A 13241-nucleotide genomic window follows, 5' to 3' on the forward strand; every position below is an offset into this window, starting at 1 on the left:
GCCGTACGGGCGCTTCGTGCTCGTTGCGGCCGATGTTCTTGCCGAAGACGTCACCTGTCAACAGTGCCCCTGCCGGGTCGGGTACGCGCAGGCCCCCGAACCGCCGTGCGCGGACGGGGGCTTGCGCGTACCCGGGATCACACCCGGCGGTGGTGTGGAAGGCTCGCGCCGGGGCCGTGGGTCAGACCGTCACGGTCTCGTGCCGCGCGGCTTCCCCCGCCGCGGGCTCGCCCAGCCGCTCCGTCGGCACACGATGCGTCTCGCGCGCGGAGAGCGCTGCGAGCACCGGCGGGACGCACAGCGCCGCGGTGAACAGGGCCACGGACGACCAGTCCGCGCCGTCCGGCCCGGCGATCTGCGCGGCGAACGTGACGGCGAACCCGGCGACGGCGAAGCCGATCTGGGTGCCGATCGCCACACCGGACAGCCGCACGCGGGTGGAGAACATCTCGCCGTAGAAGGCCGGCCAGACACCGTTCGCGGCGCTGTAGACGACACCGAAGGCGAGGACGCCGAAGAGCAGGACCAAGGGGTACGAGCCCGTCGAGATGGCCCACAGGTAGGCGAACATCAGGACGGCGCTGCCCGACGCGCCGATCAGATAGACCGGGCGTCGGCCGATGCGGTCGGAGAGCGTGGCCCAGGCGGGGATGGCGCCGAGGGCGACGATGTTGGCGAGCGCGCCCACCCACAGCATCTGCGTACGGGACAGGCCGACCGCGTCGCTGGTGCCGTAGGCCAGGGCCCACACCGTGAAGATCGTGCTCACCGAGGCGATCAGGGCGCCCGCCACCACCCGCAGGACGTCGGCCCAGTGGTCTCGGCACAGTACGGCGAGGGGCAGCTTGACCACACCCTCGGTCGCGGCCTGACGGGTGAAGGCCGGGGTCTCCTGGAGGGTGCGCCGGATGACGTAGCCGACGACGGCGACCGCGACGCTCAGCCAGAACGGGACGCGCCAGCCCCAGGAGAGCAACTGGTCCTCGGGCAGCGCGGCGACGGGGAGGAAGACGAGCGTCGCGAGGAGCTGGCCGCCCTGGGTGCCGCTGAGGGTGAAGCTGGTGAAGAAGCCGCGCCGGTCCTGCGGTGCGTGCTCCAGTGTCATCGAGTTGGCGCTCGCCTGCTCACCGGCCGCCGAGATGCCCTGGAGGACTCGGCACAGCACCAGCAGTACCGGGGCCAGGCCTCCGACCTGGGCGCGGGTGGGCAGACAGCCGATGAGGAATGTCGACAGTCCCATCAGGATCAGCGTGAAGACCATGATCTTCTTCCGGCCGAGCCGGTCGCCGAAGTGGCCGAGGAACAGGGCGCCGACAGGGCGGGCGGCGTACGCGACTCCGAACGTGGCCAGTGAGAGCAGGGTCGCGGTGGCCGGGTCGGACTCGTCGAAGAAGACCTTCGGGAAGATCAGGGCGGCGGCACTGCCGTAGATGAAGAAGTCGTAGTACTCCAGGGCGCTGCCGATCCAGGCGGCCGTGGCCGCCTTCCGGGGCTGGCCGGGAGGCGCGTCGAGCGGGGCGGCGGGGTCGGACACGGCGTGCTCCTTCGAGGGAACTCCGGGGACGGGAGTGCGGGCGGGGGAGAGGTGCCGGGGCCCTGGGGGTGTACGGGTCGGCTGTGCCGAGTGGGTGCTCTGCGATGATGAGGCACCCCGGCTAATTAACCCACTGGATAGTTAGTAGCGGATGGCTAGGGATGGTGCGCCCGCGTTTCCCGGGTGTCAAGAGGGTGTGCGTGAGGAGTCCGCGGTCCGCGGGCCCCGGAGGGTGCCTTCCGGGGGTGTCAGTCCGCCGCGCGGTCGGCGGTGAGATAGGCGATGACCATGTCGCCGAGCATGGTGCGGTAGTGCTCGCGCTGGTCCGGGGCGACCAGGTCGCGGCCGAACAGCGCCCCGAACGTGTGCCGGTTGGCGACCCGGAAGAAGCAGAACGAGCTGATCATCGCGTGCAGGTCGACCGCGTCGACATCGGCCGTGAACAGGCCCGACCTGCGGCCCGTCTCCAGGATGCGGCCGATCACGTCGAGCGCTGGCGAACCGATCCTGCCCAGCTCCTCGGAGGCGGTGATGTGCTCCGCCTCGTGGATGTTCTCGATGCTCACCAGGCGGATGAAGTCGGGGTGCGCCTCGTGGTGGTCGAAGGTCAGCTCGGCGAGCCGGCGGATGGCCGCGACCGGGTCCAGGTGCTCGACGTCCAGCTCCTGCTCGGCCTCCCGGATCACCGAGTACGCGCGTTCCAGGACCGCGGTGAAGAGCTGCTCCTTGCCGCCGAAGTAGTAGTAGATCATCCGCTTCGTGGTGCGGGTGCGGGCCGCGATCTCGTCGACCCGGGCGCCGGTGTAGCCGGCGCGCGCGAACTCCTTGGTCGCCACGTCGAGGATCTCGGCCTTGGTGCGGGCGGCGTCGCGGATCCGCCCGTTGGGTCGTGCCGGTTCTTCGACGCTGGTCATCGGGTTCCTTCGGGCGAGAGGCAGGTGCCCGCGATTGTAGAAGCAGGGACTGCCGGCCCGCCGTCCCGGTCACGGGTGCCGCAGGCGGGCCCCTTCCCATCGGGCGGGAGGCTTGATATGACTAACGAACCAGTTCGTACATTAGTCGGTGCTGCCGTCGCCCGGCCGGTCGTCCGCCGACACCGCCCACCGACCGGTCGCCGTCCTCGCCCCTGGAGGCTCCGCCGTGTCCCAGACCTCGTATCTCGTCGGCCTCGTCGGAGCCGGCATCGGCCCCTCGCTCAGCCCGGCACTGCACGAACGGGAGGGCGACCGGCAGGGACTGCGCTGTCTGTACCGGCTGATCGACATCGACGAGCTCGGCGTGGGCCCCGAGGCAGTGGGCGAGCTCGTCCGCGCCGCACGCGACGTCGGCTTCGACGGCCTCAACATCACGCATCCCTGCAAGCAGCTGATCATCGAGCACCTCGACGAACTCGCCCCGCAGGCGCGAGCGCTCGGCGCGGTCAACACCGTCGTCTTCGAGGACGGCCGCGCGATCGGGCACAACACCGACGTCACGGGGTTCGCCGCCTCCTTCGCCCGCGGTCTGCCCGACGTCTCCCTGGAGAGGGTCGTGCAACTGGGCGCGGGCGGCGCCGGTGCGGCCGTCGCGCACGCGGTGCTCACCCTGGGAGCCGGGCAGGTCACCGTCGTCGACGCGATGCCCGAGCGTGCCGCCGTCCTCGCCGCCGCCCTCGAAGCCCACTTCGGCGCGGGCCGGGCCGCCGCCGCGTCGCCGGACGCGCTCGCGGGCCTCCTTCCCGACGCCGACGGGATCGTGCACGCCACCCCCACCGGGATGGCGGCCCACCCCGGACTCCCGCTCCCGGCCGCGCTGCTGCACCCCCGGCTCTGGGTCGCGGAAGTCGTCTACCGGCCCCTGGAGACCGAGCTGCTGCGCACCGCTCGTGCGCTCGGCTGCGCGACCCTCGACGGCGGGGGCATGGCCGCCTTCCAGGCAGCCGACGCGTTCCGGCTCTTCACCGGGCGGGAACCCGACAGCGCCCGGATGCTCGCGGACATCGCCGAACTCGCGGGCGCGGAGCCCGCCCGGCACTGACACCGGCCGAAGCGCGTCCGCGCCCTTGCGACCGCAGTCCGTCCGACCGCAGCCCGTCCGCGACCGTCCGGCCCGCCGCGTCCGGCTTCGTCGGAGCGAAGCGTGTCCACCACCGTCCGGTCGCATCGCGTCCGCCCCGTCCGGGCGAGGTCCCGGCCGAGGTCCGCCACCCCGGCGGCGTCGCGAGGCCGGCACACCGCAGCGGCCCCCGGGCCGCCCACCGTCCCGAAGCAGCGTCGAAGGAGCACTCCCGTGCGCACGTCCATCGCCACCGTCTCGCTCAGCGGACCCCTCACGGAGAAACTCACGGCCGCGGCCCGGGCGGGCTTCGACGGTGTCGAGATCTTCGAGAACGACCTGCTCGCGAGCCCACTCGCACCCGAGGAGATCCGGGCCCGCACCGCCGACCTCGGACTCTCCATCGACCTGTACCAGCCGATGCGCGACATCGAGGCCGTTCCCCCCGGGGAGTTCGCCCGCAATCTGCGCCGGGCGCGGCACAAGTTCGAGCTCATGCGCCGCCTCGGCGCCGACACGGTCCTGGTGTGCTCCAGCGTCTCCCCGCTCGCCGTGGACGACGACGCACTCGCCGCCGAGCAGCTCGGTGAACTCGCCGGCCTGGCACAGGACTTCGGTATCCGCGTCGCGTACGAGGCGCTGGCCTGGGGACGTCATGTGAACACCTACGACCACGCCTGGAACATCGTGCAGGCGGCCGGCCACCCCGCGCTCGGCACCTGCCTGGACAGCTTCCACATCCTCGCCCGCGGCGGCGACCCCAAGGGCATCGCCGACATCCCCGGCGAGAAGATCTTCTTCCTGCAACTGGCCGACGCCCCGCTGATCGCCATGGACGTCCTCCAGTGGAGCCGCCACTACCGGTGCTTCCCCGGCCAGGGCGGGTTCGACCTCGCCGGTCTCCTGCGGCACGTGATCGCCACCGGGTACCGGGGGCCGCTCTCCCTCGAAGTCTTCAACGACGTGTTCCGCCAGGCCGAGGCGGGGGAGACCGCCGTGGACGCCCGGCGTTCCCTGCTCGTCCTCCAGGAGGCGACCGGGCTCGCCAGGCCGCCCGCCCCCGTGGTGCCCACGGGTGTGGCCTTCGCCGAACTGGTCACCCCCGACGCCGCGCCCGTCACGGGGATCCTCGGCGCCCTCGGCTTCACCCGCACGGCCCGTCACCGCAGCAAGCCGGTGGATCTCTGGCAGCAGGGCGAGGCCCGTGTCCTCGTCAACACGGGCCCCGCGGCCAGACGCGACGGCACGGTGCTCGCCGCCGTCGGCCTGGAGTCGCCGGATCCGGCGGGCGCGGCCCGCCGCGCCGAGTCCCTGCTCGCCCCCGTCCTGCCACGGCGCCGCGCACTCGAGGACGCACCGCTCGACGCGGTGGCCGCACCGGACGGCACCGAACTGTTCTTCTGCGGCCCTTCCGGGTCGCGGGCACCTCTGGAGGAGGGAGACGCTCCCGAACCGCGCGGCTGGACGGGCGACTTCGAACCCGTCGGCGACATGCCGGGCGGCGGCGGAGTGACCCGGATCGACCATCTCGCCCTCACCCAGCCCTGGCACCAGTTCGACGAGGCCGCCCTCTTCCACCGCAGCGTGCTCGGGCTGAGCGCTCAGGAGAGCGTCGACGTCGCCGACCCCTACGGCCTGCACCGCAGCCGCGCCGTCACCAGCGCCGACGGCAGCGTCCGCATCGCGCTCGGTGTCGGTCCGGCCCCCTCCGGCGACGCGGCCCGCACCCAGCACATCGCGCTCGCCACGGACGACGTGGTCGGCGCCGCCCGCCGCTTCCGGGCGTCCGGCGGCCGGCTGCTGCCGGTCCCCGCGAACTACTACGACGACCTGGCCGCACGCTTCGAGTTCGGCGACGGCGAGCTGGACACCTACCGAGAGCTCGGCATTCTGTACGACCGTGACGAGGCCGGCGAGTTCCGGCACTGCTACACCGAGACCGTCGGCCGCGTCTTCTTCGAACTCGTCCAGCGCGACGGCGGATACCGGGGGTACGGAGCGCAGAACGCCCCGGTGCGCCTCGCCGCGCAGCACGCGGTGCGCCCGGGACGCTGAGCCCGCGGGTCGCGCACGCGCCGTACGCGTGCGCGACCCGCGGGACGTCACCGCACGAGCCGCAGGGAGAACGCGCGGTCCAGCGGCCGGTCCGGGGTGACGATCGTCGTCACCCCGGTGCCCGTGTCGTACGACCAGGCGTCACGCGCGAGCGGCCGTCCGTCGAGGAGGACCTGCCGCGGCGCCGACTCGCCGTGCACGGTGAAGCGGTACGCGCGCGCGGACGGCCTGCCCTCGTAACTCCCCTTGCCCGCACCGACGCCGACCTCCGTGGCGCGAGCGGTGGCGTGCACGGTGACGCGCTGGGTCGCCGAAGCGCCCTCGGCGAAGCGCCGCGTCACCCCGTCGTCCTCGTACAGCGTGTAGCTGCTGTCGCCCTTCGGGTAGAGGTCCCAGTCCAGCTCGTGCCGGTCACGGGTCTGCCAACTCGTCGTGCCCTTGGGCCACATGGGGACGACGGCGCCGCCGCGCACGAAGAGCGGGAGGGTGTCGAGCGGAGCGTGGTAGCCGTCGATCGTCGTCGGCCCCTGATAGGTGCGGCCGGTCCAGTAGTCGGTCCAGGTGCCCTCGGGCAGATGGATGCCGTCACGGGTCTCGGAGTCCTCGTAGACCGGCGCGACCAGGAAGTCACGGCCGACGAGGAACTCGTACTTGGCGTCGGGGCCCAGGGCCGCGGGGTCGTCCGGGTACTCCAGCCACAGGGGGCGCACCGCTCCGACGCCCGTCTTCGTGGCCTCGGCGGACAGCGTGTACATGTAGGGGAGCAGACGCTCCTTCAGCTGGAGGTACTTGCGGTTGATGGAGGTGTACGGCTCGCCGTCCAGCCAGGGCTGCTGGTCGGCGGGCTTGCCGGTGGTGATGTCGGACGCCCAGCCGTCCATCGTCATGACAGCAGGCAGGAACGCCTTCCACTGGAGGTCGCGGGTGTACATCTTGGCGTCGTGGCGGTAGATGGAGCCCACGTCGCCGGTGTTGTACGCGATGCCGGACATGGTGGCCCCGGCGTACGTCGGGATCTGCCAGCGGATGTAGTCCCAGGACAGCTTCTGGTCGCCGCTCCACAGGACGCCGCAGCGCTGGGCACCGGCCCAGGACACCGGCAGCCAGACGAAGCCGCGCGCGTCGCTGTTCTCCTCGATCCCGGCCTTGGCCCGGTCGCAGGCGTCGAGCGCGAAGCCGTAGCCGTTGCCGACCCAGGCGACGTCCAGTTTGGCGACACGCTGGCCGGCCTTCACCTGGTCGGCGAGCTTGTCGATGCCGTCCTGGGTCCACAGCCCGAGCTGGGCGTGGTGCGCCTGGAGGCCCTCGGCCGTCTCCGGGAGGTTCTCGTAGCCGCAGCCGTAGCCGTCGTTGACGAGCATCCAGCCGAGCGGCATGTCGTGGGAGGTGTAGCCGTCGGCGATCTTGAGGGCGTCGAGGGTGTGGCGCTCGCCGCGGTTGGCGTTGTGGAGGTAGCAGTCGGAGTCGCCCGGTTCCAGTCCGTACACCGGCGGCATGAACGGCTTGCCCACCAGCGCCGTGTACTTGCCGATCACCTGCTTCGCGTCACCGATGAAGTAGTAGGCGTCCAGGCGGCGTTCCTGCTGTCCGGTCCGCACCGGTGAGCCGAAGTCGTAGACGCCCGGTGCGAAGGTGTTGCGGAAGACGCCGTAGCCGGCGCTGGAGAGGTAGAAGGGCTGGGAGTTGTTGTAACCGCCCTCGTTCCAGTCGAAGCTGTTCGCCACATGCATCGTGCGGTCGCGGTGCGAGAAGCTGCCGTTCTGCTCGCCGCCGCCGAAGAACTGCTCGTCGGCGCCGCGCGTCAGGCTCTGCCGCATGCCCGAGGTGGACCAGCGCAGGGGCCGGTCCTCCTGCCACAGCGGGGTGCGGTTGTCGGCCTTGTAGAGGCCGAAGCGCAGTGGCTTCTTGTAGACGCGCAGTACCGCGTCGGGGGAGCGGATGCCGTAGTACGAGCCCGCGTCGAAGGACGTGGTGTGCCGCTGCGGGGCGGGCGGGGTGCGGACGATCGCGGTGCCCACCGGGTCGGTGAGGGTGCCGGACGGGTCGGCCTGCAGGCGCAGCCGGCCCCCGGACAGGAAGTCGGCGCGAGCCTTCAGCTGTCCGGCTTCGACGGTGTAGCTCCCGTCGCCGCCGCTGAAGGACGTGAGGTCGCCGGCGTCCGTCGTCCTCGGCAGGTACGCCTTCCCCGCGTACGCGTTGTCGTGCACGTCGTAGGGCACGACGAGCACGTGGTAGGTGCCCGACGCGTCGGGGATCACGGTGGCCTCGGGGTCGGCGGTGCCGGCGCTGCTGGCGACCTGCTTGCCCGCGTCGTCGTAGATGTACAGGTCGAAGTCGTCGGTGGGGTGCTGCCATTCGATCGAGACGGGGACGCCGCCCTCGGGGTTGTCGGCCCAGTACCCGTCGGGCACCGAGACCGACAGGTCGAACCGGTCGCACACCTTGCCGTCCGGGTCGTCGGCGGCGGACGGACAGCTGTCGGTGCCGCCCGAGGTGCCCTTGGCATAGACGGGGCTCTGCCAGTCGACGCTCTGGTGGGTGTCGTCGAGGACGGCGCCGGCCGGGGTCGCCGCGAGGGCGGGCGTCGACGGGGTGCCCAGCAGGGTGACGGTCAGGGCGGTGGCGAGCCCCGCCATGGCCCAGAAACGGTGTCGGAGTCTTCGCACGGTACGCATCTCCACTCAAAACCAACGGCGTTGTGTTCGCAGGTGTTTGAAACAGCGTCGGATCGTGCATGTTCAAGCATGAAGGGTGCCCGTCCGGTCAGGTTCATGTCAATGAATCCGGAGGGAAGTGCGGCGAGGGGCTCCGTGCGGGCGGGCGTGCCCCAGGGGGCCTCCCTCGTGTGCCGTGCGGGACCGCACCGTGGCCCGAGGGGTGATCCGAAAGTGCGCGCGCCGGGCACGAGGAAGCCGAAGGTGCCGGGCGGTGCGAGGTCAGGGCGCCGACGGCCTTAAATTACCGGCCAGTTGACCTGGAAAGCGGAACGACCACCGCTATCATCACACCACCCGCGGAGCGACCCTCTGCCCGATGACGGCGGTTGTACGGCATCGACCTTCACACCCCCCACTTCTCACACGGCGTTGTCGGGCGTGCCTGCGCGCCGTGCAGGACGGAAAGCAGCGCGAGCATGAGCAACAACAGGGGCAGAGGGCTCCAGGCCAACGCCCTCGGCACGTTCGACACGGTCGTCATGGCGGTGGCGGGCAGCGCCCCCGCGTACTCCCTGGCCGCCACCACGGCCGTCCTCGTCGGGGCGGTCGGCCTGGCCAGCCCCGCGGCGCTGCTGTACTGCGCGATACCCATGCTGGGCATCGCGCTCGCCTTCAGCTATCTCGGCCGGATCGACGTCAACGCTGGCGCCAGCTACTCCTGGGTCGGTCGCACGCTCCACCCCTTCCTCGGCTTCATCAGCGGCTGGGCCCTGGTGATCTCGGCGACCATCTTCATGGTCGCGGGCTCGCTGCCCGCGGGCGCGATGACGCTGTCCCTGTTCGACGAGGGGCTCGCCGACAACACGGCACTGGCCACCGCCGTCGGCGCGGGCTGGTTCCTGATCATGCTGCTCGTCGTGCTCGGCGGCGCCCGCCTCACCGTCCGCGCCCAGCTGATCATGTCCGGCGTGGAGCTCGCGATCCTGGCCGTCTTCGCCGTCGGCGCGGTGCTGCACGGCGGCACCGCCCGCTCCTTCGACTGGTCCTGGCTGGGCTTCGGCCACTTCGACGGGATGGGCGGCTTCGCCTCCGGCGCACTCATCGCCGCCTTCTACTACTGGGGCTGGGACGTCACCAGCAACCTCAGCGAGGAGACCAGGGACAGCCGCCGCACGACGGGCCTCGCCGGTCTCATCGGCGTCGGCATCGTCTTCCTGCTCTTCGAGGTGTTCACCATCGCGGTGAACGTCATCCTCACCGACCGGCAGATCCAGGAGAACGACGCCAACGTACTGGGTGCCCTCGGCGAGGAGATCTGGCCCGGCTGGGGCGGGAAACTCCTGATCGTCGCCGTCATGCTGTCCACCATCGCCACCCTGGAGACCACGCTGATCCAGGTCACCCGCTCGCTGTTCGCGATGGGCCGCGACCGCACCATGCCGACCGCGCTGGGCCGCGTCCACCGCACGTGGAACACCCCGTGGGTCGCGATCGTCGTCGTCGGCGCGGTCGCCCTGCTGATGTTCGTGACCTCCAACGCCCTCGGCTCGGTCGGCGACATCCTCGCGGACGCGATCGCCGCCATCGGCCTCCAGATCGCCGTCTACTACGGACTCGCCGGCATCGCGGTCGTCGTCGCCTACCGCAAGATGCTGCTGAGGTCCCCGGCCAACTTCCTCTTCGGCGGACTGTGGCCGTTCCTCGGCGCCCTCTTCATGTTCTGGATCTTCGTCGAGTCACTCGGCGAGCTGAACGGCGCGTCCGTCACGATCGGCATCGGCGGCATCGCCGTCGGACTCGTCCCCATGCTCTGGTACTGGAAGCAGGGCAGCGACTACTACCGGCCCGCCAGGCTGGACGCCACCCAGGTCGTCGAGACCGAGTACGTCCCCGACGGCTACGCCACCGCGGCGGCCGAACGGTCCCCTGTCCACGAGGGTCTCCCCACCGACTTCTGAGAGGGACCCGATGGCGGGAGACCGCTTCACCCCGGACTTCGACCCCGATTTCGGGGACGCCCCGCTCACCTCCGCCCGCCAGGACATCGTGATCGGCCGGTGGCAGGGACTGCGGGAACTCCTGCGGGCCACCGGCCCCGACTGGGCCGTGCGCGGCCACCGCGTCCGGCTGCTCGCACCGGCCTGCGCGGGCAACTCGACCGTCGAGTCCTGGCTGGCCGCGGAACCGCGCAGCGCCGACGCGCTGGTGCTGCGGGCCGCGACCGACGTGGCCAGGGCCTTCAACGTGGCCATCGCGGCGGGCCGCGGCGTGCCCATCGACCAGCAGCGCATCGACCGGGCCGTGCTCGCCTGCCTCCAGGCCGCCGAGGCGTACCCGGACGATCCCACGCCCTGGATCTCCCTCATCTCGGTCGCCCGCCTCTACCCCACCGGTGTGCGCCGCCGTGAACTGGGGCGCTGGTGGGACGAGTTGCACGCCCGCGACCCGTACAGCATGGAGGGCCATCTGCAGATCCTCCACTACTACTCCTCGCGCTGGCACGGCACCCACGGCCTGATGTACGACTTCGCGCGGGACGCGGCCGGTGTGGCGCCGCCCGGCTGCGCCCTGCCCGTCCTGGTGCAGTTCGCCCGCGTCGAGGAGTACCGCTACGTCCTCGACGGAGCGAAGGGACAGCGCGACGCCGTCGTGGGGCTCGGCCAGCACTGGAACCACGACGCCGCCGTGAACGACGTACGGCGCACCTGGGAGCGCTGGATCACGGCACGGCCGGAGGGACCGGTCGCCCCGGAGGAGGTCCGAGACCTCAACCATCTGACGCACGCCGCCTGTTACGCCGGTGCGGCGGACATCGCGGAGGCGCTGTTCGGGATGATCGGGCGCCGCGCCAGCCGTATGCCGTGGTCCTGCACCGGCGACCCGGAGAGGGAGTTCGTGCGGTGGCGCGAGCGACCGTCGCGCGGGGTGTGACCCGCCCGGGACCGCCGGACGGACCGTGTACGCGGACGGGGGCCGGTCCGCCCATCAGGGCGGGCCGGCCCCCGTCGGAGCCACGGCGGTCCGGGACCTAGTGCGCCGCGGGTGAGGCCCCCGGCTGGTTCCAGGTGGCGATCACCGGGGTGCCGTGCTCCGTGGAGAGCCGGCTCACGGTCGCGGTCGCGAGCTGGAAGAGCCGCCCGGACTCCGCCGACAGGCCCAGCCGACGGGCCGTCAGCACCCGCAGGAAGTGGGCGTGCGCGACCAGCACCACGTCACCCGGACCCTCGGCGAGCGCCGCGTCCACCCGGGTGAGCACACGGTCGGCGCGCTCTCCGATCTCCCGCGGCGACTCGCCGGGATGCCCGTCCGGCCCCGGAGCCACCCCGTCGGTCCACAGCACCCAGTCCGGCCGGGTCCCATGGATCTCACGGGTGGTGATGCCCTCGTAGCCGCCGTAGTCCCACTCGTGCAGGTCCGGGTCGGTCATCGCCCCGGTCAGGCCCGCGAGTTCGGCCGTACGCACGGCACGGCCGAGAGGGCTGGTCAGCACACGGGCGAAGGACTGCCCGGCGAAGAACGGTGCCAGGGACTTGGCCTGTTCCTCGCCGTGCGGGGTGAGCGGAAGATCGGTCCAGCTGGTGTGCCGGCCCGTCAGACTCCACTCGGTCTCCCCGTGGCGGACCAGTATGAGGTCGCCCATGGCGGTCCTACTTCGCCGACTCGACGGCGTGGCCGCCGAACTGGTTGCGCAGCGCGGCGATCATCTTCATCTGCGGCGAGTCGTCCTGGCGCGACGCGAAGCGCGCGAACAGCGACGCGGTGATCGCCGGCAGCGGCACCGCGTTGTCGATGGCCGCCTCGACCGTCCAGCGGCCCTCGCCGGAGTCCTCCGCGTAGCCGCGCAGCTTGTCCAGGTGCTCGTCGTCGTCCAGGGCGTTGACCGCGAGGTCGAGCAGCCAGGAGCGGATGACCGTGCCCTCCTGCCAGGAGCGGAAGACCTCGCGCACGTCCGTGACGGAGTCGACCTTCTCCAGCAGTTCCCAGCCCTCGGCGTAGGCCTGCATCATGGCGTACTCGATGCCGTTGTGGACCATCTTCGAGAAGTGGCCCGCGCCGACCTTGCCGGCGTGCACGAAGCCGAAGTCGCCCTCGGGCTTGAGCGCGTCGAAGATCGGCTGGACCTTCGCGATGTGCTCGGCGTCGCCGCCCACCATCAGCGCGTAGCCGTTCTGCAGGCCCCACACACCGCCGGAGACACCCGCGTCGACGAAGCCGATGCCCTTGGCGGCCAGCTCCTCGGCGTGCTTCTCGTCGTCCGTCCAGCGGGAGTTGCCGCCGTCGACGACGGTGTCGCCGGGCTCCAGGAGATCACCGAGTTCGTCGACGACGGACTGGGTGGGCGCACCCGCGGGCACCATCACCCAGACCACGCGCGGGCCTTCGAGCTTGCCGACGAGTTCCGCGAGGCTGCTCACGTCGGCCAGGTCGGGGTTGCGGTCGTACCCGACGACCGTGTGGCCCGCGCGGCGTATCCGCTCGCGCATGTTGCCGCCCATCTTGCCGAGGCCGATGAGTCCGAGCTGCATGTCAGTTCACTTCTTCCGGAGAGTGCGGTACGCGGCCACGAGGGCGGCGGTGGAGGGGTCGAGACCGGGGACGTCGGTGCCTTCGGTCAGGGCGGGTTCGATCTTCTTGGCGAGGACCTTGCCGAGTTCGACGCCCCACTGGTCGAAGGAGTCGATGTTCCAGACGGCGCCCTGGACGAACACCTTGTGCTCGTACAGGGCGATCAGCTGGCCCAGGACGGAGGGGGTGAGTTCGCGCGCGAGGATGGTGGTGGTGGGGTGGTTGCCGCGGAACGTCTTGTGCGGGACCAGTTCCTCGGGCACGCCCTCGGCGCGGACCTCGTCGGGGGTCTTGCCGAACGCGAGTGCCTGGGTCTGCGCGAAGAAGTTCGCCATCAGCAGGTCGTGCTGGGCGGCGAGTTCGTCGTTCAGCTCATCGACCGGGTGGGCGAAGCC

At 71.4% G+C, this 13241-nt stretch carries 9 protein-coding genes and 1 pseudogene; 4 read left to right on the forward strand and 6 right to left on the reverse strand.

What is annotated here, in order from left to right; genetic code table 11:
* Positions 1-181 precede the first annotated feature (181 nt).
* Positions 182-1534: an MFS transporter gene (locus BKI49_RS31760; RefSeq protein WP_095937743.1), complete on the reverse strand. Its 1353-nt coding sequence runs from the start codon at positions 1532-1534 to the stop codon at positions 182-184.
* Between the two features lie 248 nt (positions 1535-1782).
* The gene (locus tag BKI49_RS31765; RefSeq protein ID WP_095937744.1) at positions 1783-2448 is read right to left on the reverse strand and encodes a TetR/AcrR family transcriptional regulator; all 666 of its coding nucleotides are present in this window, start codon (positions 2446-2448) and stop codon (positions 1783-1785) included.
* A 226-nt stretch (positions 2449-2674) separates the two neighbouring features.
* Here BKI49_RS31765 and BKI49_RS31770 point away from each other — a divergent pair, with 226 nt between their 5' ends.
* On the forward strand, positions 2675-3550 hold the full coding sequence (locus BKI49_RS31770; protein WP_095937756.1) for a shikimate dehydrogenase: 876 nt from the start codon (positions 2675-2677) through the stop codon (positions 3548-3550).
* 252 nt (positions 3551-3802) lie between these two features.
* Positions 3803-5623, forward strand: a complete 1821-nt coding sequence (locus BKI49_RS31775; protein ID WP_095937745.1) for a bifunctional sugar phosphate isomerase/epimerase/4-hydroxyphenylpyruvate dioxygenase family protein — start codon at positions 3803-3805, stop codon at positions 5621-5623.
* Positions 5624-5670: 47 nt separating this feature from the next.
* Here the strand turns inward: BKI49_RS31775 and BKI49_RS31780 are convergent, their stop codons facing one another.
* Entirely contained in the window at positions 5671-8289 is a 2619-nt protein-coding gene (locus BKI49_RS31780; RefSeq protein ID WP_257005036.1) for a glycoside hydrolase family 31 protein, read from the reverse strand.
* Positions 8290-8756: 467 nt separating this feature from the next.
* On the opposite strand from BKI49_RS31780, the gene BKI49_RS31785 reads away from it, so the two are divergent.
* Together BKI49_RS31785 and BKI49_RS31790 are read left to right on the forward strand one after the other, a co-directional pair.
* Positions 8757-10238: an APC family permease gene (locus tag BKI49_RS31785; protein WP_095937747.1), complete on the forward strand. Its 1482-nt coding sequence runs from the start codon at positions 8757-8759 to the stop codon at positions 10236-10238.
* A 10-nt stretch (positions 10239-10248) separates the two neighbouring features.
* Entirely contained in the window at positions 10249-11211 is a 963-nt protein-coding gene (locus BKI49_RS31790; protein ID WP_095937748.1) for a hypothetical protein, read from the forward strand.
* A 97-nt stretch (positions 11212-11308) separates the two neighbouring features.
* Here BKI49_RS31790 and BKI49_RS31795 read toward each other — a convergent pair whose 3' ends face one another.
* From BKI49_RS31795 to BKI49_RS31805, 3 genes and pseudogenes are all read right to left on the reverse strand, one after another.
* The gene (locus BKI49_RS31795) at positions 11309-11920 is read right to left on the reverse strand and encodes a histidine phosphatase family protein (RefSeq protein WP_095937749.1); all 612 of its coding nucleotides are present in this window, start codon (positions 11918-11920) and stop codon (positions 11309-11311) included.
* Between the two features lie 7 nt (positions 11921-11927).
* Positions 11928-12806, reverse strand: coding sequence for a phosphogluconate dehydrogenase (NAD(+)-dependent, decarboxylating) (gene gnd / locus BKI49_RS31800; RefSeq protein ID WP_095937750.1), 879 nt, complete (start codon positions 12804-12806; stop codon positions 11928-11930).
* Positions 12807-12812: 6 nt separating this feature from the next.
* Positions 12813-13241 (reverse strand): annotated as a pseudogene (locus BKI49_RS31805) (glucose-6-phosphate isomerase); the annotation flags it as partial.

Origin of the sequence: Streptomyces sp. Tue6028 (assembly GCF_002300165.1) — a bacterium.
Taxonomy (GTDB): domain Bacteria; phylum Actinomycetota; class Actinomycetes; order Streptomycetales; family Streptomycetaceae; genus Streptomyces; species Streptomyces siamensis.

What these genes read in the sequence shown, in the direction of transcription:
- gnd (WP_095937750.1), bottom strand. Translation starts at nt 12,806, where the DNA reads ATGCAGCTCGGACTCATCGGCCTCGGCAAGATGGGCGGCAACATGCGC.
- BKI49_RS31790 (WP_095937748.1), top strand. Translation starts at nt 10,249, where the DNA reads ATGGCGGGAGACCGCTTCACCCCGGACTTCGACCCCGATTTCGGGGAC.
- BKI49_RS31765 (WP_095937744.1), bottom strand. Translation starts at nt 2,448, where the DNA reads ATGACCAGCGTCGAAGAACCGGCACGACCCAACGGGCGGATCCGCGAC.
- BKI49_RS31785 (WP_095937747.1), top strand. Translation starts at nt 8,757, where the DNA reads ATGAGCAACAACAGGGGCAGAGGGCTCCAGGCCAACGCCCTCGGCACG.
- BKI49_RS31795 (WP_095937749.1), bottom strand. Translation starts at nt 11,920, where the DNA reads ATGGGCGACCTCATACTGGTCCGCCACGGGGAGACCGAGTGGAGTCTG.